The sequence below is a fragment of the Mycobacterium szulgai genome (assembly GCF_002116635.1).
GTDB lineage: Bacteria > Actinomycetota > Actinomycetes > Mycobacteriales > Mycobacteriaceae > Mycobacterium > Mycobacterium szulgai.
The window spans coordinates 17,794-39,884 of sequence record NZ_LQPW01000131.1 but is presented as its reverse complement, the minus strand read 5'-3'; the positions used below and the strand labels follow the sequence as shown (position 1 = coordinate 39,884).

Here is a 22,091-nt window from a genome sequence, read left to right as displayed (position 1 = left end):
AGTGCCGGATCATCAGCGTTCGCACGACGAGGCCAAGCCGGGGGGAATCTTCGACCGGCTGGGGCAACTGGTCGTCCGGTGGCCGCTGTTGGTCATCGGTGCCTGGATCGCTGTGGTCGCCGCGATGGCGCTGACACTTCCGCCGCTGGCGGTGCAGGCCGCGAAACGCGAACAGGCCCCGTTGCCGGCCGACGCGCCGGTGATGAAAGTTACCCGGGAAATGGGCAAGGCGTTCAAGGAAACAGGTGGGGGTTCCCTCCTGATGATCGTCTTGACCAACGAGAAGGGGCTCACCCCCGAGGACGAGGAGACCTACCGCAAACTGGTCGACAACCTGCACCAGGACACGCAGGACAAGATGTCGGTACAGGACTTCCTCAGCCAACCGGCTGTTCGCGAAGTCATGGAGAGCAAGGACAAGAAGGCCTGGATTCTCCCGGTCAATTTCCCTGGCGACGGGGCCGCCCCGGAAACTCAGACGGCACTGCTCCACGTCGCTGACATCGCCAAGAAAACCGTCGCCGGAACCACCCTGACGTCCTATCTGAGTGGGCCGGTTGCCACCATCTACGACCTGAAAGTCCACAGCGAAGAAGACGTCAAGCTCATCGAGATCGGCACCGTCGTCAGCGTGCTGGTCATTCTGATGATCGTTTACCGAAATATCGTCACGATGCTGGTGCCACTGGCCACCATCGGTTTGTCGGTGGCCGGCGCCCAGGGCGTCCTGTCCGGTCTGGCCGAAGTCGGGATGCCGGTGAACTTGCAGGCCCTCATCTTCATGAGCGCGGTGATGATTGGGGCCGGAACCGACTACGCCGTCTTCTTGATCAGCCGCTACCACGACTATGTGCGTCACGGTGAGACTTCCGATGTGGCCGTCAAGAAGGCATTGATGTCGATCGGCAAGGTGATCGCCGCTTCAGCGGCAACCGTGGCAGTCACCTTCATGGCGATGGTGTTCACCAAGCTGGAGGTGTTTTCGGCCGTCGGGCCGGCGATTTCGGTCTCGATCGTGGTGTCGTTGGTCGCCGCGGTCACCCTGCTGCCCGCGATTCTTGTACTGATCGGACGACGCGGCTGGATCAAGCCGCGAAAGGACCTGACGTCTCGGTTCTGGCGTATTTCGGGAACGCGCATTGTGCGCCGGCCCAAGAGCCACCTGGTGGCGAGCCTGATCGTGCTCGCGATCCTGGCGAGCAGCGCGGGGCTGATTCAGTTCAACTACGACGATCTCAAGACCGTGCCGCAGGACACTCCAAGCGTTCTCGGGTACAAGGCGATGGATCGCCACTTCCCGCAGAATTCGATGACGCCAATGATGCTGTTCGTCCAGGCACCCGTCGACCTGCGAACGCCGGCCGCTCTTGCCGACCTCGAGATGATGGCCCACCGGGTCAGCCAACTGCCCGACATCGTCATGGTGCGGGGTCTGACCCGGCCCAACGGAGAACCGCTGGAGCAGACCAAGGTGTCCTTCCAGGCGGGTGAAGTCGGCGGCAAACTCAACGAGGCCTCCGACGCGATCGCCACCCACGGGGGCGACCTGGATACGTTGGCCGGCGGTGCCCACCAATTGGCGAATGCCCTGGCCCAGGTACGCGATCAAGTCAACGGGGCCGTGGCGAGCGCCAGCGGACTGGTCGGCACGCTGCAGGCGATGGTGGTCCTGATCGGTGGCGACAAGACGATCCAGCAACTCGACAAGGCGTCCAATTTCGTCGGCCGAATGCGCGCGCTCGGCACCAACTTGAGCGGGACCATCGCGGATGCCGAACAGACCGCGGTCTGGGCGAATCCAATGGTGACTGCCCTCAATTCCAGCCCCACCTGCAATAAGGACCCCGCGTGCGTGCGCTCGCGCGCTCAGCTCTCAGCGATTGTCGAAGCCAACAACAACGGACTGCTCAAGTCGATCGCGGCGCTGGCCGTCACCCTGCAGCAGACGAAGGAATATCAGACCCTCGCTCAGACCGTGGGCAAACTGGACGACCAGCTCAGGCAAGTCGTCCAACTCCTCAAAGACGTCAACGGCCTGCCCGCGAAGCTGGCCCAAATGCAGGCCGGCGCGAATGCCCTTGCCGAAGGCAGCGCCGCGCTGGCCGAAGGCGTGCAGCAATTGGTCGACCAGACCAAGAAGATGGGCTCCGGCCTGAACGAGGCCTCCGCATTCCTGCTCGGCATGAAGCACGACGCGAGCAAGCCGTCGATGGCGGGCTTCAACATTCCGCCGCAGATTATGACCCGCGACGAATTCAAAAAAGGCGCGGCGATCTTCCTGTCGGCCGACGGGCACGCAGCGCGGTATCTGGTCCAGAGCGCGCTCAACCCGTTCACCACCGAAGCGATGGATCAGATCAATAAGATTGTCGCTGAAGCAAACTCGACGAAACCGAACACCGAGCTGAAGGACGCCACGATCGAAGTGGCGGGTATTCCCACCGGTCTTCGGGACACCCGCGACTATTACAACGGCGATATCAAGTTCATCGTCATCGCGACCATCATCATCGTGTTCCTGATTCTGGCGATCCTGCTGAAAGCCATCGTGGCGCCGCTGTATCTCATCGGTTCGGTGCTGGTTTCCTACATGTCGGCTCTGGGCCTCGGCGTCATCGTGTTCCAGTTGATATTGGGACAGCAAATGCACTGGAGCCTGCCCGGGCTGTCATTCATTTTGTTGGTGGCGGTCGGCGCCGACTACAACATGCTGCTCATCTCGCGGATCCGGGACGAGTCACCACATGGCGTGCGCGTCGGCGTCATCCGCACGGTGGGTTCGACCGGTGGCGTGATCACGTCGGCGGGGCTGATCTTCGCCGCTTCGATGTTCGGTCTGCTGGTCGCCAGCATCAACACTATGGCCCAGGCCGGCTTCACCATCGGCATCGGGATCGTGCTCGACACCTTCCTGGTGCGCACCGTCACTGTGCCGGCCCTGGCCGCGCTGATCGGCCAGGCCAACTGGTGGCCTTCGAAACTGGGAGCAAACAACAACCGTCGGTACAAGCCCCAGCCCCCCTGGGTGCGCAAGCTCAACCGCCGGCTGCCATGGGTCAAGCACATTCCCGGCCTGGCCCTAAGGACTCCCGCACCGTTGCCGCCGGCGAAGCGGATAGCACCGGCGGCAAGACCGTCCGGGGGTGTCCCGGTGGTTGTCAAGGGCCTGCCGATGACCAAGCTGGATTTCCCAATCCTGTTCAAGGACAACGGCAAGACCCCGCTCTATGACCTCGGTGGCCACGCCTTGCCACTGTTCGGCCCTGTGGGTCTGCCGCAACTCAGCGAAGAAATGCGCAAGAAGGCGAAGAAGGCGACGGCGAAAGCCAAGAGCACCGGGGGCAACGGCGAGCAACCGGCCGACCAGCCACTACCGCTGTTCAGCCTGGTCGGCGGGCCACACAACGGACATGGCCACGCCAACGAGCCCGTCGACGACCTGGCAACTCACGCGCTGCCGCTTTTCGGCCCAAACCCAAGGCCCACCAACGGCTTTGGCCACACCAATGGCCACACCAACGGGAACGGCAAAGCGAACGGCAACGGCGCCGCGCACGACTAAGCAGCCACACGACTGAGCGGCTACGCGTCTAAGCGGGTGAACTCCTCGCGGCGGTACAGCTCGACGCACTGCGCACGCCGGATCTTGCCGCTCGTGGTGATCGGAATCGAACCCGGGGACACCAGCACAAGATCCGCCACACTGAGGCCATGGGACTTCGAAATCGCAGACGTCACTTCGCGTTTCACTAAGCCGAGTCGCTCGGCCGCCTCTTCGTCGGACTCGTCCTTCTTCTTGAGCTCGATGATGGCGACCAGCTTCTCGGCTCCGTCCTGGGGAACAGCGATCGCCGCACACCGGCCCGGATTGATCTCCTGGATGGTCGCCTCGATGTCGTCGGGTGAGTGGTTGCGCCCGTACACGATCAACAGGTCTTTGATGCGACCCAGGATGAAAAGCTCGCCGTCGGAGAGAAATCCCGAATCCCCCGTCCTGAGCCAAGGCCCCTCGGGAGTGCCAGGCGATGGGTTGACGATCTTGGCGTTGAAGGTGCGCTCCGTCAACTCCGGCTTCTGCCAGTAGCCGACGGCGACGTGCTCCCCATGCACCCAGATCTCGCCCACCGTCCCTTGCGGGCATTCGATGCAAGTGTCGGGGTCGACGATATATGCCAGCTGAGTGTCCACCACGCCGTAGCTGACTAGTTGTGTGGCGCTTTCACTTTCGGTCTTCTCGGCCCGGCCTTCGGGCAACTGCTCGGGATCGAAGCTGTCGACTTTGGGTGGTTCACCGGCTTTGCGAGTCGCCACGTAGACCGTGGTCTCCGCCATACCGTAGGAGGGACGTATCGCCCGCGCGTCGAGTCCGAACGGGGCGAACCGGTCGATGAATCGCTTCAGGGTCACCGGCTGCACCCGTTCGCTGCCGTTGAGGATGCTATGGACACCGCTCAGGTCGAAACCGGCCATATCTTCGTCTTTGGTTTTGCGCGACGCCAAATCGTATGCGAAGTTCGGCGCGGCCGAGAAAGCGAGCGTGTTGGTGGCCAACATTTGCATCCACCGGGCCGGTCGCTGCAGGAATCCAACGGGGCTGGTCAGTTTGGCCGGCATACCCGCCAACACCGGCACAATGATCCCCAATACGAAACCCATGTCGTGATAAAACGGCAGCCACGAAACGACCGTGGATCCGGGCGGGGCCACCTTTCCGTATACCCCGTAGTAAGCGGACATGATTTGCTCGAAATTGGCGAATAGATTCTTATTCGACACCATTACGCCGGCCGGTGTGCGGGTAGATCCGGAGGTGTACTGCAAATACAGCGTTTCAGACCGGTCCCTGCTGCTGCCACGGGATCCTGGGCCGGGCCGTCCGTCCAGGTCCAGGCGGTCGACGTCGATTACCGTTGCCGTCCTTTGACCAGCCTGCGGCTCCACATACGGGTCGACGAATTCGCGCACCGAGGATGTGGTGAGGATCAAAGCGGGCGACGTGTCGGCCAGCACGGATGTGGTGCGCTCGTCGGCAGCACCGCCATACGGAACCGAAAGCGGCACTGCGATAGTCGCGGCCTCCAGCGAAGCAAGAAAACTGACGATGTATTCGAGTCCCTGCGGCGCAAGAATTACCGCACGGTCACCGGCTGAAGCATTTTCCCTGAGCTGTGCGGCCAGGTTTAGCGTGCGCCGATATAACTGCGACCACGTCAGCGATTCTTCGACACCATCCCACGACTGGTCGTAATCGATATAGGTAAATGCGGTGTCGTTCGGCTGCATGCTCGCGCGCTCGCGAAGCACAGAAGAAATTGAGGATTCAGCCACGGACATCAGACTACCTTCGCTAGGAATGTTTCTCTTGAGAACCGGGAACCGGCCGGCTCGCCGCCCCGGTATCCCCCAGTGCCAGACCTTGTGTCTGACACCATCTCCCGCCGTCATGGCGTGAGTACGTTACTTTACCGGTGCCAACCGGCTCGCACACATGGATCAGGAGCCGGCGGCATAGATGCCACGCCCAAACTTTTGATGTCCTTTGCGGTACACGCCAAACCTGATTTGATGTACCTAGCCATGGATACTAAAGACACGGACGAGACCAAGAAGCGCAGCTACGAGATGCGGGCCCGTAGGGAGGCTACCGAAGCAACTCATGAGGCGATCGTGCAAGCAGCCGTCGATTCCGTAATCGCGGAGCGATCCCTGGCGATCACGCTGAACACGATCGCCGAGCGCGCCGGCGTCTCGGTCAAGACCCTGCTGCGGCACTTCGGCACTCGGGAACCACTGATCGCGGCGGCCTGGTCACGCATTCACCAGGACGTGATCGTCGAGCGCACCACGCCCCCCGAGGACGTTGATGAGGCCCTGCGGGTGCTGCTCGAGCACTACGAGCATCGCGGCGACATGATGTTGGGCCTGCTCAGCGAGGAAGGCGACGACCCGAGGGCACGCATAATGTGCGACACCGGGCGGATGGAGCATCGGAGATGGGTGCAGGAAGTGTTCGCGGCGAGATTGCCCAAGCAACCCGCGGCACGCTCTCGAGTGGTTGACGCGCTGGTGGTGGCCACCGACTTGTACAGCTGGAAGCTGTTGCGGCGCGACCGGGACCTCAGCATTGAAGACGTGCTCGACCGGATACAGCTGCTGACCGACAGCGTGCTGCGCACCGCGGTACAAGATGCCGCCGAAGCCCCGCGGCCCTAGCCGCATCGGCCCACCCACAGCAAACTCATTGCCGACAGCGACTGCAGGCTGTCAGCAAACCCCGACGGTCGGTATTCAGCCCACCCGATCCTGGCCGGTTGACGCCGGCGCCAGCATGCGAGCGATGCGCTTGCCGCGTCAGCTCTAACCTCCTACGACATTGAATCCGCTGTTCAGTGTGCTTTAAGTCTTTGAGCTTTCGCGTCCATTGCCATGTACGCTAAAGTATGCTTTCATGTACCTCGCCATGGACACAAAAGACGCGGACGCCCCCCCACCACGCAAGAAGCGGACTTACGAGATGCGGGCTCGCAAAGAGGCGACCGAAGCCACCCACGAGGCCATCGTTCAGGCCGCTATCGACGCCGTTATCGCCGAGCGATCCCTGGCGATCAACCTGAAAGAGATTGCCGAGCGCGCCGGCGTGACGGTGAAGACGGTGCTGCGTCACTTCGGCAGTCGAGAGCCGCTCATAGCGGCGGCATGGGCGAGGGTTCACCACGACGTCCTGATCGAGCGAACGGCTCCGCCGGAGGATCCCGATCAGGCATTGGCACTGCTTGTCGACCACTATGAGCACCGTGGAGATGTGGTCCTGGGTCTGCTCGCCGAGGAGGACGACGAGCACCCGGCGCGCGTGATGTGTGACACCGGACGGGCCGAGCATCGAAGCTGGGTGAAGGAAATTTACGGCCCCAGGTTGCCCGTTGCGCCGGCGCAACGTTCCCGAGTCATCGACGCGCTGGTGGTCGCCACCGATATTTACAGCTGGAAGTTGTTGCGCCGCGACCAGCGGCTGAGCGTAGACCAGGTGATAGACCGCATGCAGCTGATGATCGATTCCATTCTCACGTCGAGGGCCAGCTCCAGCGGTTGAGCTTCGACGTATCGGCCGGCGCGCCGATGCACCACAGCTCGTCCGCCGCACCAGGGTGCGTTGGTAACACCGCGAAAGTAGTCCCACTCTCCAGCGGCAGTGGTGGTGCTGAATTCGAAGTGGCGCAACAACGTTCGCAACACCACCAGCATCTCCATGTTTGCGAACGCTGCGCCCACACATCGGTGTATGCCCGCACCGAACGGCACCCACAGCGAGCTGTCGGGTGGATTGCCCACGAACCTATCCGGATCGAAGACGTTGGCGTTGACGAAATTTCGCTCGGAGCTATGACTGAGCACCATGCTGACCGCAACCAGATGGTTTTCCGGAATCACCCACTCGCCCAGGCGGATCCGCGATCGGGTGACCCGCAGCAGTCCCTGGATCACCGGGTGAGTCCGCTGCACCTCCCACACCGTGGCCTGCAGCAACCGCGATTCATCGCGGTCGGCCTCGGCCGTCAGTCGGCGAAGCAGCTGCGGGTGGCGCCGCAACCGCTCAACGGTCCAAGCCAGTGTGGCGCTGGTGGTCTCGTGGCCGGCTGCCAGCAGCGTGAACAACTCGTCGGCGATATGGGCGTCGCTGATCGGCTGGCCGTCGTCGTAGCGTGCGGCCAACAATAGCGACAGCACATCGCTGCGCTCGGCGAAATTCGGATCGCAACGTGCGGTGGCGATCAGGCGGGCGATGATTTCGTCGTAACGGCGGCGCTTACGGACAAAACGGCCACCGGGACTCCACGGCCCGAAATCACCGCGCGCCCACGTCGGCAATATCGCCAGCCGTGAGCCCAGGGCCACCATAGCGGGCAACAACTGGCGCAGCTCGTCGAATTCGGCACCCTGCGCACCGAATACCGCACGCAGGATGGCATTGATGGTGATACGCATCATCGACGGCAGGGTGGAAAACTCCCGGCCCTCCGGCCAGCCCGCCGTCTCCCGCAGCGCCTCTTCCGCGACGACGTCCTCGTAGCCGCCCATCCGCCTGCCGTGAAAAAGCGGCAACAGCAGCCGACGGCGCTGCCGCAGCTCGGCCCCATGCAGGCTGACGGTCGAGCCCGGGCCGAACACCGAACCCACGTGGGATGCCGGCCGCACCAGGTCGTCCTTGGTACTCAGCACGTCTTTGATCAACGTGGGCTCACCGAACACCACCACCTGACCAACGATCGGCAACCGCACGACGAATGCCGTTCCATAGCGGCGGCCGAGCGCTTTGACGGCGGCCTTACGGGCGGTCAGGAACGCCACCGCGATGATCGGGGAAGGAATCGACACTACCGGCGGCAGCCGGACGGCATCGGTGGTCGCGCTAGCTCCCATTGGTTGCCTTTCGAATGTTCGAAACGTGGTTCATGCGCGCGTCGCACCGCGCGGCATAGCGAGGATCGGCGGTCATCGGAGCAACCGTGCACGCAATAGGCGAAGCAATCCGCCGGCGATGTTGGCCAGGTCCAGCGGTATCCAGACCAGCACCGACTCACCTTCGGCATACTGCGGCACCAGTTCGGTATAGAACTGCACATCGGGGTCATGGTTGATTCGCCGCATGCGCGCGACGTCCAGTGGGACCGCGTCCGAACGCACTACCCAGGGATTGGCGCCGACCGGTTTGTAGTGTCGCCGGCTGCTGACCGCCAATGCGAGTGCTTCGATATCCGCCGGTGTCGGGTGCCGGCGGTTGGGATACATCCGCGGCATGGTGGAGGCGAGCAGACGATACACAGCCGGCGATGAACTTCGGGTGGCGTAGGCCAATGGTGTACGCGGCGAACAGATCTTGAAACGCAGCGCTTGACGCAGCCCGAAGAACGCGGCCGTGGCTCCCCCGCAGTAACCGGGCCGGAAGAACACACCCGCGTTGATCACCGCCTGGGTTGTGCCGCCGTGCTGCAGAAAGTCGAAGGCCGCGTAGGAGAAACCCACGTAGTGATCGCGCTCATCGCAGAACAGCGCGAAGCGCCCATCGCCGGCCTTGAATACGACGTCCGCGAACTCATCGCGAGTGCAACCGCAAGCGGTCTCGCGGTAGATGTCGTAGAGGATGTCCACCAGCTCCTCGAGCTCGGCCGGCCCCAACGATCCCGACTGCAGATACCTGCCCCGGGCGATGCGTTTCAGCTTCGAGGTGTGCGGAAACATTCTGACCGGCGTCGAGCCCATCGACGACAGGCGCGTGAAAACATGTTGCGCAGGCACGCCAAATACGCCTTTCTACCGTAACTTAGTATTCTAAATATATGTTTGCTGCACCGAATTAGCCATCGAAGGACACCATACTAGGACGGTGAGTATTGCCGACGCAGTATTTCGCAATTTGACGAACTTGAGTGCGCCCTAGCAGCGCGGATGTGGACGTTGTGACCTGCCGATCATCGCTGCTTTCGATACTCAATGTCTTCAAGTCGGCACACATTTGATGTCCCGGCTGGGTACATTAAATCAACGCCATACGCGATCTACGGACAACTATTTGAAGTCCAATATTGGGAAAAGAAATTAACTACAAATCGTTTGCCAGGAGAGCTCGTGCGCAACATGCCAAGTAGTAATTCAATGTCCTAGTTTGAGACATGAAAATATCGGCCGCGATTACCAACGAGAATCGGGCCGGCGCCGGTCGCCTAGTCAGCGACGAAGGTCAGCCGAGCGGAATCGGCCGGTGCCACTTGCGGCTATGCGCTGCGCCGATCTGCCGCATGATCGCCACCGTCGCGGGCAGGCCGTGCAACTTGCGCAGGCCCTGGAACATCGCCAGGTTTGCGCCCAGTTCGTAGCGCCAGTTGCCGAAGTGCGCGTTGGCGGTCCTGCGCCCAAAGTGATTGATATAGGCCATCTCCGTGGTGTAGAGGCCGTAACCCGCCTCGCGAGCGCGCAACGCCAGGTCGAGGTCGATCCCCCAGCCGTAACGTTTGAAGTTGACTAAATCCATCCCACCGGTGTCGTGCCAGCACTCACGGGACAGCATGAGCGCCGTTCCCTCCACGGCGGGCACGGCCCGATACTGCGGTTGCGGGTTGTACTGCGCGGCTGGTGGTTTCGAGTCGGCTTCGGCATAGGGAAAGCCGCGATCGATCATCGGCCCGACGATTCCGGCGTCAGGGGGCAGGCGCGAGTCCAGTAATGCGGCGACGAAGCCTTTGGAGATCCTGGTGTCGTTGTTGAGCGTCATCGCGTGCGAATAGCCCTCGGAGAAGGCAATCTCGAACCCACGCTGGCTGCCGCCGGCCCATCCCAGGTTCCGGCCCGGCGTGGTCACCCGTTCGTTGCCGATCTTCGGGTAGTCACCGCGGTTGTCGACGATCAAGTACTCGGCGCCCTCGCGCTCCAAGTCAGCGACCAGCGCGTGGGTGTACTCGTGCTGCCCGAATACCGGGACCGTAATAAGTACCGACACCAGGCAACGGTACACCGGCGATCTCGTTGCCGAGAGCCGTTCGGGCGGCGTGAAACTCGCGGTGGGTCAGCTCCGGCCGACGGCCGCCGGCAACCGTCGCGCATCTTTGAACTCGCGCAACGGTGCCACGGCCAACGTCTTCATCCGGCCCCATCGCTGGGGTCCGAACACGACTGCTTCAAGGGGCAGCGCCAGCCAAGCGGGTAGCCACCACATCGCCGCGATGATCCGAATAGTCAACGGCGCCGCAGGATCCACGATCAACCACGTCAGAATGCGCAGTTGATCAAGCCAGTATCGCCTGGTCTTCATCACGCGTGTCGTCTCCGTAGCCGTCGTGTGACTGCGGACGGAGAGTTCGTGTGGAACAAAGCAGACTTCGCTGCGCAACATCAGACGCAACCACATGTCCAGGTCGACCAGCTGGTATATATCGTTGCGAAATCCCCCGGCCGCCAACGCCAGTCGTCGCCGAAACATGACGCAGGTCGGTTCGCCTATCCAATTGCCGTTTCCGCCGCGCATCGCGATCTGGGCGACCAACGATGGTCCGTGGTTGCGTTCGCCGAGTTTGCGAAAGTTCCGGTGGACCGCGCCGTACCGCTTCTTCCACTTGAGGTCGTCGCTGTCCACCTGCCGGGGCGCGAACGCCATTCCGACGGCCGGATCGGCGAAACATCCGGCCAGCGTCTGCAGCGCTCCCGGCAGCAACCAGTCGTCCCCATGCACGAACTGCACATAGTCGCCGCGCGCGGATTCGAGGCACTTGTTGTGATTCTGGTTCAGACCGACGCGAGACTCGTTGCGTATCAGCCGGTCCCCGGGCCGCAGCAGCCGCGCGGCAATCGCGGGACCGTCGTCCGAGGAGTCGTCGTCGACGACCACTATCTCGAACTCGATGCCCTCCTGCTCCAAGACGCTGCGCAGGCAACGCTCGATGGTGGCGGCATTGTTGTACATCGGAATGCACACCGAGACAGGTGGACTCACCTCAGGGCCGAGCAACGTGGCTCAGAGCCGCCCAATACCTTGGACCACGAACGCAATTCCGGCCACGATGAGAATGGTCTGGGTGATTTGCGGACGGTGCGCACGAACCCAGCCATCCAGATAACGCACCACAACTTCAGTCTTCCCCGGCACCGCCAAGTAGGCGATGAGCGGAATCTCGACGACGGCAAGCAACAGCAGGATGAAGGCGACGAAGGCGCTGAACTGCACGCCCACCGCGGCTCCCGAAGCCATGATCACGGTCAGCACTAGTAGGCATTCAGCCGGCGGAGTCGCCATGCCAAGCCCCGCCACGAAAGCACCCCAGACAAATCCACGCTTCATAACTGCCTCGAAGCCCGCCGACACCCGCGCCATCGCGCTTGGCTTGCACGGCTCCAACACCGCCAAGGGAGACGCACCGCCAGCGTGTAGCGGAACCCGGCTGCGCTGACGGACTACCAGGAAGGCGGCGACCAGTAGGGCCAACACGCCGATGCTGACGTGCAGACGCCCGCCGGCCAGGATCGTCACCGACGATGTCACGTTGTGGAATGACGCCATCCCACCCTTGTAGAGGTCAAGTGCGAAGTCACGCATGATAAGCAGCACGGCCGTTGCGACACCGATACCCGCGGTCATGCCGCCCAGCCAAAACGCCAGCAAATTGACCGCAGGGCGCGGCCGCGAGACCAACAAAGCCGTTAACCCAAAGCGCAGCGGGTCAATCGCGGTCCCGAGACCGAATAACAGCACTGCCGCCCACACGCTGGGTACGTTACCTAAGTGTGGCCGTGCTCGCGGCGGTATTGAAAAATTCGCGAGATAAACCCCTGACCAGCTAATACGAGCCCAAAAACGTTGCGCCACGGCCATAGCGAAGGCGATCTGGCGTTGGTCGCGGCGGCCGAGTTCTACTATCAAGCAGACGGCAAAACGCCTGAATCATGGCCGCGCGCAGGCGCGAGCATCGACAGAAGTAGGAATTTAGTGAAGCGAGCGCTGATAACCGGCATCACCGGACAGGACGGCTCTTATCTCGCAGAACTGCTGCTGAGCAAGGGATATGAGGTTCACGGGCTGATCCGTCGAGCCTCCACGTTCAACACATCGCGCATCGATCATCTCTACGTTGACCCACACGACCCGAACGCGCGACTGTTCCTGCATTACGGCGATCTCATCGACGGCACCCGACTGGTGACATTGCTCAGCACTATCGAGCCCGACGAGGTGTACAACCTTGCGGCGCAATCACATGTGCGCGTGAGCTTCGACGAACCGGTACACACCGGGGACACCACGGGAATGGGATCCATGCGGCTACTGGAGGCCGTTCGGTTGTCCAGGGTGCAGTGCCGCTTCTACCAGGCGTCTTCGTCGGAGATGTTCGGAGCGTCGCCGCCACCGCAGAACGAGCTGACGCCGTTTTATCCACGTTCACCCTATGGTGCGGCCAAGGTCTATTCCTATTGGGCCACACGCAACTACCGAGAAGCGTATGGATTGTTCGCGGTCAACGGCATCCTGTTCAATCACGAATCGCCGCGGCGCGGTGAGACATTCGTAACCCGGAAGATCACCCGGGCGGTGGCCCGCATCAAGGCCGGCATCCAGTCCGACATTTTCATGGGCAATCTCGACGCCGTCCGCGACTGGGGTTATGCACCGGAATACGTCGAAGGAATGTGGCGCATGCTGCAGGCCCCTGATCCCGAGGACTACGTGCTTGCGACCGGGCGCGGTTTCACGGTGCGTGAGTTCGCCGAAGCCGCTTTCGGCCATGCCGGTCTGGACTGCCAGAAGTACGTCAAGTTCGACCAACGCTATCTGCGGCCCACCGAGGTGGATTCGCTGATCGGAGATGCCACCAAGGCCGCGGAGTCACTGGGCTGGAAGCCCTCCGTGCACACCGCTGAACTGGCCCGGATCATGGTGGACGCCGACATCGCCGCCTTGGAGTGCGAAGGCAAGCCCTGGATTGACAAGCCGATGCTCGCCGGGCGGAAATGAGCGCACCCAATTCGGTCGGCGCCCTGGACCGCTCGGCGCCGGTGTATATCGCCGGTCACCGCGGGCTGGTCGGATCTGCACTGGTCCGCAAGTTTTCCGGCGAGGGATTCAGCAATCTGCTGGTACGCACGCGCGACGAGCTCGACCTGACGGATCGGGCTGCGACGTTCGACTTCGTTCTCCAGGCAAAACCGCAGGTCGTCATCGACGCGGCGGCCCGAGTCGGCGGCATCCTGGCCAACAGCACCTATCCGGCCGATTTCCTGTCCGAAAACCTGCAGATCCAGGTCAACCTGCTGGACGCGGCGCTGGCAGCGCGGGTTCCGCGGCTGCTGTTTCTCGGCTCGTCATGCATATATCCCAAGCTCAGCCCCCAGCCCATCAAGGAAAGCGCACTGCTCACCGGCCCCCTGGAGCCGACCAACGACGCGTACGCGATCGCCAAGATCGCCGGCATTCTTCAAGTGCAGGCGGTCCGGCGGCAATACGGCCTGCCGTGGATATCGGCCATGCCCACGAATCTTTACGGGCCGGGCGACAACTTCTCCCCCAGCGGCTCACATCTGCTGCCTGCCCTCATCCGCAGGTATGAGGAGGCAAAAGCGACGGACGCGCGGCAGGTGACCAACTGGGGCACCGGAACGCCCCAGCGTGAGTTGCTGCATGTCGACGATCTGGCAGGTGCGTGTCTTTACCTGCTGGAACATTTCGACGGCGATACCCAGGTCAATGTGGGTACCGGCATCGACCACACCATCCGTGAAATCGCGGGGATGGTCGCCGCCGCGGTGGGATACACCGGCGAAACCCATTGGGATGCAACCAAACCGGACGGGACGCCACGCAAACTGCTGGACGTCTCGCTGCTACGGGAGGCCGGCTGGCGACCGACGATCTCGCTGCGCGACGGCATCGAGTCGACCGTGGCGTGGTATCGGGAAAACGCCGCCGCGGTACGTCAGTGACCCGGCGCATGAAGTTCGTACACCGCGCCCGGGAAATGGTGCATCGGACCGGTTTTGAGGTGTCGCTCTATCGCCCCGAGCGGGATGCGACGCGCAACTTCATGAACCAACTCAGATCCCACCGGGTCGATGTGATCCTCGATGTGGGCGCCAACTCAGGCCAGTACGCCGCGGGCCTGCGCGCGGCCGGCTTCGAGGGCCGGATCGTCTCTTTCGAGCCACTGTCGGGGCCGTTTTCCCAGCTGGAGCGCAGAGCCGCGGCCGATCCGCGCTGGGAGTGCCGGCGCAATGCACTCGGAGACACCGACGGCACCGTCTCGATCAATGTCGCCGGCAACGCCGGGGAGAGCAGTTCGGTGCTACCTATGCTGAAAAGCCATCAGGATGCCTTTCCGCCGGCGAATTACGTGGGCACCGAGGAGGTACCGATACGCCGGCTCGATTCGGTAGCCGCAGAGATACTGCGGCCGGCCGACGTGGCTTTCTTGAAGATCGATGTGCAGGGATTTGAAAAGCAGGTGCTCGCCGGTGCGGCGGCCACGGTGCGGGACCCCTGCGTTGGTTTGCAGTTGGAGCTGTCGTTTCTGCCCTTGTACGAAGGCGGCATGCTGATTCGTGAGGCGCTGGACATCGCATACTCGCTGGGCTTTACGCTGACAGGCCTGCAGCCCTGCTTCACCGATCTGCGCAACGGTCGGATGCTGCAGGCCGACGGCACCTTCTTTCGTGAGGACGATTAATCGACAATGGTTGCAGTGCCACTGTTTTCGATCATCGTCCCAACCTTCAACGTGGCCGGGACCATGCGCGCCTGCCTGGACAGCATCGCCGGCCAGACCTATACGGACTACGAACTGGTCGTGGTCGACGGGGGCTCGACCGACGGCAGTGTCGAGCTGGCCAAGAGCTACGAGTCCAGCCTGGACGGGCGGCTGATCCTGCACAGCGGCCCCGACGACGGCCCCTACGACGCCATGAACAACGGCGTCGGCATGGCGAACGGGACCTGGGCGCTGTTCCTTGGGGCCGACGACACCCTGTACGAACCGGAAACACTGGCCCGGGTAGCCGGCTTCATCGGCGAGCACTCCCCCAGTGATCTGGTCTACGGCGATGTGATCATGCGCTCGAAGTCATCGCGCTACGCCGGCGTATTCGATGTCGATCGGCTGCTGTTCGAGCAGAACATCTGCCACCAAGCGATCTTCTACCGCCGCACGCTTTTTGAGACCATCGGCCCCTACAACCTGCGCTACCGGCTATGGGCCGACTGGGACTTCAACATCCGCTGCTTCTCCAATCCGGCGCTGGTTACTCGTTACATGGACATCGTGGTGGCCAACTACAACGACGTCAGCGGCCTCAGCATGAAAGAGGACGAGGAATTCAAGAAGCGGTTGCCCAGGTTCGTCGGGGCCTCGGTGCGCGAGATGATGCGCCGGAATCTGCCTGGGAGGCGAAAAGCCACATGACCGGATTGGTGAGCGACGGCGCCCGGGCACTGGCCGCACAATCGCTCGGGGAGGACCGGGTGCTGGTCACCGGCGCGTCGGGCTGGCTCGGACGGACCGCCCTTGATCTGATCGCGCCGCTCGGTCTGCCCACGCTGGCCCTGGCCAGCCGGCCTCGGATTATCAAGGTCGGCGATCGCGAAGTCGAGCTGCGGGCGTGGGATGACCGGGAAGTGGCGGAGTTCGCCCCGACCGTCGTGCTGGACTGCGCATTCCTCACCCGCGACCGGGTGTCCGACCTGCCGCTCGACGAGTACGTCGCAACCAACCGCGCCCAGACCGACCGCCTCGTCTACGCCACGAAGCTACCCGGAGTGCGTCTTTCGCTCACGGTCTCCAGCGGAGCGGCCGTCCACCCGCAGGACGCCTTCGACGCCCCGATCGAGGACAACCCGTACGGCTACCTCAAACGGGAAGCCGAGTACTGCCTGCAGGAGGCGGCCGCCAAGAGCGGTGCGGTGCCCGTCGTGTTGCGGGCCTGGAGCATTTCCGGGGCGCACGTGCAGAAACCGCGGGGCTACGCACTGGGGTCCATGATCCAAGACGCTGACGCGGGCGCGATTCGAATCACAGCGCGCCGCCCGGTATTTCGCCGCTACGTGCTGGCCGAGGAACTGCTCGCGCTCGGCCTCGCCGAAGGCGGCGTGGGGCCGGCCACCATTGACAGCGGCGGCGAGCTGGTGGAAATGGACGAGCTCGCCGCGCGGGTCGCCGCGGTAGTGCGCCCGGACGCCGTGATCACCCGCGGCGAAGTCGATCCCCGAGACGCCGATCGCTATCACTCCGACGGCCAGGATTGGGAAACACGCTGCCAGCGATGGGGTTTGGCGAGCGTACCGCTGGATCGGCAGATCGAGATCACCGCTCGAGGTGTGCTCGCTCGTTAAGAGTCGGCTCGGCTACGCCGGAACCGCGAGGGCTCCCAGCCGGCCCAGACGCAGACCCTCGAAACTCGCGGTTGGGTCGGCGCGGGTGGTGATGACCCGGAATCCTCCGCGGGTCAACAACTCCTGCAGGGATTGTGCCGAGAAGTAGTTGATGTGCTCGCTCTGCTTGACCGCGCCCAGGCGCGGCACCGTACGGCCGAAATTGCGTGCCATGCCCGCCGCGAAATCCGCGGCGATCCAGCCGGCCCGGGTTGCCGAAACCGAGTCCAGGAAACGGCGATAACGCGCCCCAGCGTGCCAGCGCCGCACCTTGGGGCGGTCCAGCGGCACCTCGGCATAGAACCACCCATCCTCGGGAAGCGCGGCCCGGATGTCTTTGACCAGCTCAACCGGGTCGACGAGGTGCTCAAGAACGCCAGATGAGATCACCAGGTGCGGCTTTTCGGGCAACTCGTCCAGTGACGCGGCCGCCTGCACTCCGTCGACCAGGTTTTTCCCCGATACCTCAATTACGTACTTGGGGCCTGCGTAGCCCGGCGGAAAGAACTGACCTTCGTCGCCCCCGTAGTCGACCATGTTCCGCACGGTGTCGAGGCGGACATGAGGCTCGATGATGTCGACGACGAACCCGACGCGCTCGGCCACCACCTCCGATCCTGGCTCCATCATGGAGTTCACATTGCGCGAATACCAAGGCTCCCAGCGTCGTCGGATCGAAAGGTAGCGCTCATTTCGGTACCCCGAATACATTGCGGCCAGGGTGTCGTCATTGAAGCGATGTGAGAAATAGACCAAATCGCAGGCGGCACAACGGCATAGGGTGGTATCGCGCGGAACGTCGTCCGGGTCGCCCTGCAACTGAAGGATGAACGGCGCGATTCGGCCATGCGCCTGGACGGTACCCTCACCGCCACAGATCGGGCAGAGCTGAGACATCTCGTTCCAAACCCCCCTAGATTTCCCGGGAACTGGACAGTCTTGCCGAGATCCGATCCGCGAACATCGCAGCGACCAGTTCGCACAGTCCTTCGAAATCGTCCAGCCGCGCGTCTGCCGCGATCGCGCCGAGGTCGCCATGGGGATAGCCGAAGGTCACCAGGACGAACGGCAGCCCCACCGCGAGCGCGGTTTCAGCATCAATTTCGCTGTCTCCGACGAAGATCGCGTCGTGCGCCGATACGTCCAGCCGCTGCAGCGTCAAGTGGCAGAGCTCCGGGTCGGGCTTGAGCCGGCGGCCGGGTGCCCCGCCGACGACGACGTCGAGATAGGACGCGATACCGAGGCCCGCGACGTAGGGAACGGCGATGTCCTCGCGCTTGTTGGTGCAGACGCCAATGCGGTAGCCCGTGTTTTTGAGGGCTGCAAGCATTTCCGGCACGCCGGGATAGAGATCGGCGGGATCGGCGGTCTGGCCACGCAGGATGTCGCGAAACTCGTCGAGATCGCCAAGGGGATCGGCCGTGTCGCCAAGCGCGCCGCGCAGCATCGCCTCCCCGCCGAGGCTGACCCAGTTGCGTACCGATGCAACGTCGACGGCCGGAGCGCCGCGGCGCCGCGTCATTTCATTGAGGGCGCGCGTCATCGCCGGAGCGCTGTCTACGACGGTGCCGTCCAGATCGAAAAGGATCGCGCCGGGCCGGCTAGGGCTTTGCGGCATTTTTGGACTGCTCGATGAGTCGCTCAGGCAAGTTCTCCGAGGCGGGGTCCAGCGGCACAATCATGTTGGCGCCAAACTCCGCCCGCGGCAGCAGCGGCGACATGTCTTCCAGCGGCATCGAGCGAATCGACCCATCGGGTTGTGGCAGCGCCGCGGATTTCGGCCACAGCGCCTCATTGTTCTGCACCCGGACATCGACGATGAGCGGTCCGCGCCGCGATAGCGCCTCGCGCACACCGGTAACAAGATCGGCCGCATCCTCGATGCGCATCGCCGCTATGCCGTTCGCCTGGGCGAGCGAAACGAAGTCCGGCAGGCCGAGCCGGCCCTCCGGCCCGGTTCCGACGTAGCGGCCGTCGAAATAGTTGCGCTGGGTGTTTCGGATGGAGGCATAGCCGCCGTTGTCGAACAGGAAGAGCTTGAGCGGCAGATCGAGCATCCGAATAGTTTGCAGCTCTTGGATATTCATCATCAGGCTGCCGTCGCCTTCAACGCCGACATAGGATTTCGCGTTCGAAGCCAGGCCCGCTCCGACCATCGCCGGCAACCCGTAACCCATAGCGCCGAGGCCAGAGGTGAGAAAGATGCGCTGCCCCGGCTTGTTCGCGAAGCCCGTGTAGAAAATCTCAACCGCAAGGCCCGAGCTGCCGGTGACGATGAGCGTGTCCTCGGGAATCTCGTCGGCGAGCACCTTGGTGAGGTGATAGTGGCTGATCACTCCCGATTTCGGGAAGGGAGCCCCGTCGTTGATCGGGTAGCGCGTTTTCCAATCGTTGCAGCGCTGCAGCCAAGGCGAGCGGTCCTTCGCGGCGATGCCCTCTTTTTGTGCGAGCATCGCGCGGATGAAGTCCTGTGCGTCAGCACAGACCGTGCGTGCGATGTTCATCTCGGCCGGGAACTTACCCAGTTCGGCGGGATCGACATCGACGATGACCTTGGGTGCATGGCGGCCGAATTTCGCCGGATTGTATGCCGTGACCACGTTGTCCAGCCGGGCCCCGATGGCCAGGATGAGATCGCTGTTCTGGATCGCGAAGTTGGGCGGCCGCTGCGCGACCGTGCCCGGCTTTCCAACAGAAAGCCGGTGTCCCGAGGGAATGAGATCGGCCGCATTCCAGGTGGTGGCGACCGGAATCCCGAGCGCCTCATAAAGCTCACGGAAATCGTCGGCCGCCTCGGCGAGACGAATGCCGTGTCCTGCCAGGATGATCGGCCGTTCGGCCGCATTGAGGAGTTCAATGACAGCGGCTGCGTCAGCGCCCAGGTTTGGATCGCTAACCGTCTCTGGCACATAGCCGTTGAGCGTCGAAGCGTCGATCTGTGCGGCTTGCACGTCCAGCGGAATGTCCAGCCAGACCGGGCCACGCCGGCCAGTGGTGGCGAGATGCACCGCCTTCTCGAAGTGATAGCGGATCTCGGACGGATCGAGCACTGTCACCGCATATTTGGTGATCGGCTGCACCATCGACACGATGTCGACTTCCTGCGGACCCTTTTGCCGCACACCGCTGTCACCCATCAGGTCGGCACGCTTGACCTGTCCGGAAAGAACGAGCAGCGGCACCGACTCGATCCAGGCGCCGGTCACCCCGGTGATCGCGTTGGTCGCGCCGGGCCCCGTAGTGACAAGCGCGCAGCCCAGATGGCCGTTGATCCGCGAATAGGCTTCAGCGGCGATAGACGCCGCCTGCTCGTGGTGAGTCGGCACATAGCGGATGTCCTGGTTCTGCCCGAGCGCATCGACGAGATACATCGCCCCGCCGCCGGGGACCAGGAATACTGCGTCCACGCCCTCTTCCCGTAGGCGCGCGAAGACGTAATCCGCGAGTCGCATGGTTTTGGACATGGCGGGGCTGGCCTCATCGGGCGCAGCGGTGACTGTGCTCATCACATCCAATGCGTGAGGAAGGTCTTGCGCTCTTTGTTCTGACCGATCTTGGGGTCGGTGTAGAACGAGTCGTCCTTGTAGTGGGTGGACGAGATCTCCTCGAAGATCGCACCTGTCTTGCTGGTGAACGCGTGGCGCACGGTCCGCTCGACGGTGATGACGTCGCCGGGGCCGCAGACACGCCCCTCGCCGTTCAGCTCAACGTCGAGATCACCGAAGAGAACGTGGAATGTCTCTTCCTTGTGATTGTGGTACTGCTCGGGATGATTTTGGCCGGGAAGTACCACAATCAGCTTCTTGCAGTATTCGCGGTTCACCACGGTGATCATCGTGATACCGAATTCATCGAACTTGTCGATGCCGTAGTGGTGCGAGATTTCCAGATCGGCCTCGCCCGGGATGACGACGTTGGCGCGGGCGAGCAGCGACTTCACCCGCTGCACAATGGAAAAGACCTGTTCACGCACTTCTTCGCGCCGGCTGTTGGTGACCAGGATCGGCTCGTTCTTGCTGATGTCGGTCGTCGCGTAGAAGTGGCTGTACTTCGACCAGTCGTTCGCGGTGATGTGGCCTTCCTGCGTCGGGATTGCCATGAAGACGTCGCTGGTGCTGATCTTCTCGCCGGCCTTGATGTCCTGGCGGGCGAAAACGCCACGGCGCAGCGACAATAGGCTGTCCCGCTCGTCCGGCGTTGCCTTCGAGCGCTCGCCGGAGATGCCGTTCATCGAGCGAGCCACGGTCGCCATCTCAAGCCATGCCCGCGCCTGATCCGGACCGGCCGAATAGCCGTTGATGCCGTATTCGTCGGTGACGAGTCCCACGTGCTTCTCGAATACGGTGCAGCCCTTGCCGATCGCGACCGCGACCGGCAACGTCTCGGTCGGGAATTCGTGGGTCGAGTATCCAACGCGGATATCGTCGTAACGCTGGCGCAGGAAGTCGATCTGGTTGAGCTGAAGTTTGTCGTTGCTCGTCGGATATTCGGCCACGCAGTGCATGAGCACGAAATCCTTATTGCGGTGTTTGAGGAAGGCGACGACGTTGTCGATCTCCTCGATGGTCGATCCCGCCGTCGAGACGATCATCGGCAGCGGGCTGCTCACCGCCTTTTCCAGCAGCGGCCAGTCGGTGAGCGAGCAGCTCGCGATCTTGAGGATGTCGAAGCCGTCGGCCACGACCCGGTCGACCGACTCCTCGTCGAAGGGTGTGCAGATTGGAATGAAACCGTTGTCGCGGATCGCGTCGACCAGCTTGCGGGTCTGTTCCGGACTCAACCGGGTTTCCTCAAAGCGCTTGATGTATTTGATGTCGTCGCGGCCCTGATACTCGGGATGGATGAACGTGTCGAGCGCGCGATACTGCATCTTGAAGGCGAACTTGAAGTCGAAATCCTTTGCGACGGCAGCAAATTCGCCAATCAGGCGCACGCCGTGGTCGACATCGCCCATGTGGTTGTTAGCCATTTCGAAGATGAAAAGCCAGTCGGGAATGAGCGATTGGCCTACACGGTTGGGGGATCTCGTTTCCTGAAGCACTACAAGCGACCTCTCGATTGATGCGGGACGGGCGGTCGCTTGGCCGGGAATCGCGTCATTATGCGGTTCGCCCCCCGACGACATCCCATCCGTCCATGTGCGGTTAATCCTAAGCCAGACCGACACGCAGCGGAGGCACTTTAACCGCCTCCC

18 protein-coding genes are annotated in these 22,091 nt (G+C 62.7%); 8 read left to right on the top strand and 10 right to left on the bottom strand.

The features are described from left to right. Position 1 precedes the first annotated feature (1 nt). Positions 2–3,562 (top strand): MMPL/RND family transporter, encoded by a 3,561-nt coding sequence (locus tag AWC27_RS18100; RefSeq protein ID WP_085671751.1) that lies wholly within the window; start codon positions 2–4, stop codon positions 3,560–3,562. A 20-nt stretch (positions 3,563–3,582) separates the two neighbouring features. Here AWC27_RS18100 and AWC27_RS18095 read toward each other — a convergent pair whose 3' ends face one another. Then, entirely contained in the window at positions 3,583–5,334 is a 1,752-nt protein-coding gene (locus tag AWC27_RS18095; RefSeq protein ID WP_085671750.1) for an AMP-binding protein, read from the bottom strand. A gap of 243 nt (positions 5,335–5,577) precedes the next feature. Between AWC27_RS18095 and AWC27_RS18090 the strand changes: the two genes are divergently transcribed. Both AWC27_RS18090 and AWC27_RS18085 read left to right on the top strand, forming a co-directional pair. Then, on the top strand, positions 5,578–6,213 hold the full coding sequence (locus AWC27_RS18090; protein ID WP_169726819.1) for a TetR/AcrR family transcriptional regulator: 636 nt from the start codon (positions 5,578–5,580) through the stop codon (positions 6,211–6,213). Positions 6,214–6,448: 235 nt separating this feature from the next. Next, a complete protein-coding gene (locus AWC27_RS18085; RefSeq protein ID WP_085671748.1) occupies positions 6,449–7,090 on the top strand; it encodes a TetR/AcrR family transcriptional regulator in 642 nt (213 codons plus the stop codon). Here AWC27_RS18085 and AWC27_RS18080 read toward each other — a convergent pair. The 5 genes from AWC27_RS18080 to AWC27_RS18060 all read right to left on the bottom strand — a co-directional run bounded on the left by AWC27_RS18080 (position 6,976) and on the right by AWC27_RS18060 (position 12,250). Beyond that, positions 6,976–8,418 (bottom strand): cytochrome P450, encoded by a 1,443-nt coding sequence (locus AWC27_RS18080; RefSeq protein WP_085671747.1) that lies wholly within the window; start codon positions 8,416–8,418, stop codon positions 6,976–6,978. The genes AWC27_RS18085 and AWC27_RS18080 overlap by 115 nt on opposite strands. Positions 8,419–8,490: 72 nt before the next feature. After that, positions 8,491–9,294, bottom strand: a complete 804-nt coding sequence (locus tag AWC27_RS18075) for a hypothetical protein (RefSeq protein WP_139837071.1) — start codon at positions 9,292–9,294, stop codon at positions 8,491–8,493. A gap of 442 nt (positions 9,295–9,736) precedes the next feature. Beyond that, positions 9,737–10,507 carry a glycosyltransferase family protein gene (locus AWC27_RS18070; RefSeq protein ID WP_211281663.1) on the bottom strand — a complete coding sequence of 257 codons (771 nt, stop codon included), beginning with the start codon at positions 10,505–10,507 and terminating at the stop codon, positions 9,737–9,739. A gap of 51 nt (positions 10,508–10,558) precedes the next feature. Beyond that, complete coding sequence (locus AWC27_RS18065; RefSeq protein WP_264078623.1) at positions 10,559–11,482, bottom strand: glycosyltransferase family 2 protein; 924 nt, start codon at positions 11,480–11,482, stop codon at positions 10,559–10,561. Positions 11,483–11,503: 21 nt separating this feature from the next. Next, positions 11,504–12,250: a GAP family protein gene (locus tag AWC27_RS18060; protein WP_085671745.1), complete on the bottom strand. Its 747-nt coding sequence runs from the start codon at positions 12,248–12,250 to the stop codon at positions 11,504–11,506. A 222-nt stretch (positions 12,251–12,472) separates the two neighbouring features. Here AWC27_RS18060 and gmd point away from each other — a divergent pair, with 222 nt between their 5' ends. Genes gmd through AWC27_RS18035 form a run of 5 tightly spaced genes read left to right on the top strand, consistent with a single transcriptional unit; the run spans position 12,473 to position 16,858 of the window. Further along, positions 12,473–13,495 carry a GDP-mannose 4,6-dehydratase gene (gene gmd, locus AWC27_RS18055; protein WP_085671744.1) on the top strand — a complete coding sequence of 341 codons (1,023 nt, stop codon included), beginning with the start codon at positions 12,473–12,475 and terminating at the stop codon, positions 13,493–13,495. Further along, positions 13,492–14,460 carry a GDP-L-fucose synthase family protein gene (locus tag AWC27_RS18050; RefSeq protein WP_085671743.1) on the top strand — a complete coding sequence of 323 codons (969 nt, stop codon included), beginning with the start codon at positions 13,492–13,494 and terminating at the stop codon, positions 14,458–14,460. The genes gmd and AWC27_RS18050 overlap by 4 nt, the downstream gene beginning before the upstream one ends. Positions 14,461–14,468: 8 nt before the next feature. After that, positions 14,469–15,200: an FkbM family methyltransferase gene (locus AWC27_RS18045; RefSeq protein WP_085671742.1), complete on the top strand. Its 732-nt coding sequence runs from the start codon at positions 14,469–14,471 to the stop codon at positions 15,198–15,200. A gap of 6 nt (positions 15,201–15,206) precedes the next feature. Beyond that, positions 15,207–15,932 carry a glycosyltransferase family 2 protein gene (locus AWC27_RS18040; protein ID WP_085671741.1) on the top strand — a complete coding sequence of 242 codons (726 nt, stop codon included), beginning with the start codon at positions 15,207–15,209 and terminating at the stop codon, positions 15,930–15,932. After that, a complete protein-coding gene (locus tag AWC27_RS18035) occupies positions 15,929–16,858 on the top strand; it encodes an NAD-dependent epimerase/dehydratase family protein (protein ID WP_085671740.1) in 930 nt (309 codons plus the stop codon). Before AWC27_RS18040 ends, AWC27_RS18035 begins: the two co-directional genes overlap by 4 nt. Before the next feature lie 12 nt (positions 16,859–16,870). Here AWC27_RS18035 and AWC27_RS31245 read toward each other — a convergent pair whose 3' ends face one another. From AWC27_RS31245 to AWC27_RS18015, 4 genes are all read right to left on the bottom strand, one after another. Beyond that, entirely contained in the window at positions 16,871–17,527 is a 657-nt protein-coding gene (locus tag AWC27_RS31245) for a class I SAM-dependent methyltransferase (protein ID WP_169726818.1), read from the bottom strand. Positions 17,528–17,810: 283 nt separating this feature from the next. After that, positions 17,811–18,515 (bottom strand): HAD family hydrolase, encoded by a 705-nt coding sequence (locus AWC27_RS18025; RefSeq protein WP_085671738.1) that lies wholly within the window; start codon positions 18,513–18,515, stop codon positions 17,811–17,813. Next, entirely contained in the window at positions 18,499–20,403 is a 1,905-nt protein-coding gene (locus AWC27_RS18020; protein ID WP_211281662.1) for a thiamine pyrophosphate-binding protein, read from the bottom strand. The genes AWC27_RS18025 and AWC27_RS18020 overlap by 17 nt, the downstream gene beginning before the upstream one ends. Next, positions 20,403–21,938, bottom strand: a complete 1,536-nt coding sequence (locus AWC27_RS18015) for an N-acetylneuraminate synthase family protein (protein WP_211281661.1) — start codon at positions 21,936–21,938, stop codon at positions 20,403–20,405. The genes AWC27_RS18020 and AWC27_RS18015 overlap by 1 nt, the downstream gene beginning before the upstream one ends. Between the last annotated feature and the right edge of the window lie 153 nt (positions 21,939–22,091).

Bases quoted from the DNA above. Each gene is read 5' to 3' on its own strand.
- AWC27_RS18045 (WP_085671742.1), top strand. From the start codon at position 14,469: ATGAAGTTCGTACACCGCGCCCGGGAAATGGTGCATCGGACCGGTTTT.
- AWC27_RS31245 (WP_169726818.1), bottom strand. From the start codon at position 17,527: ATGATGGAGCCAGGATCGGAGGTGGTGGCCGAGCGCGTCGGGTTCGTC.
- AWC27_RS18095 (WP_085671750.1), bottom strand. From the start codon at position 5,334: ATGTCCGTGGCTGAATCCTCAATTTCTTCTGTGCTTCGCGAGCGCGCG.
- AWC27_RS18085 (WP_085671748.1), top strand. From the start codon at position 6,449: ATGTACCTCGCCATGGACACAAAAGACGCGGACGCCCCCCCACCACGC.
- AWC27_RS18025 (WP_085671738.1), bottom strand. From the start codon at position 18,515: ATGCCGCAAAGCCCTAGCCGGCCCGGCGCGATCCTTTTCGATCTGGAC.
- AWC27_RS18080 (WP_085671747.1), bottom strand. From the start codon at position 8,418: ATGGGAGCTAGCGCGACCACCGATGCCGTCCGGCTGCCGCCGGTAGTG.
- AWC27_RS18050 (WP_085671743.1), top strand. From the start codon at position 13,492: ATGAGCGCACCCAATTCGGTCGGCGCCCTGGACCGCTCGGCGCCGGTG.
- AWC27_RS18040 (WP_085671741.1), top strand. From the start codon at position 15,207: ATGGTTGCAGTGCCACTGTTTTCGATCATCGTCCCAACCTTCAACGTG.
- AWC27_RS18090 (WP_169726819.1), top strand. From the start codon at position 5,578: ATGGATACTAAAGACACGGACGAGACCAAGAAGCGCAGCTACGAGATG.
- AWC27_RS18035 (WP_085671740.1), top strand. From the start codon at position 15,929: ATGACCGGATTGGTGAGCGACGGCGCCCGGGCACTGGCCGCACAATCG.
- AWC27_RS18020 (WP_211281662.1), bottom strand. From the start codon at position 20,403: ATGAGCACAGTCACCGCTGCGCCCGATGAGGCCAGCCCCGCCATGTCC.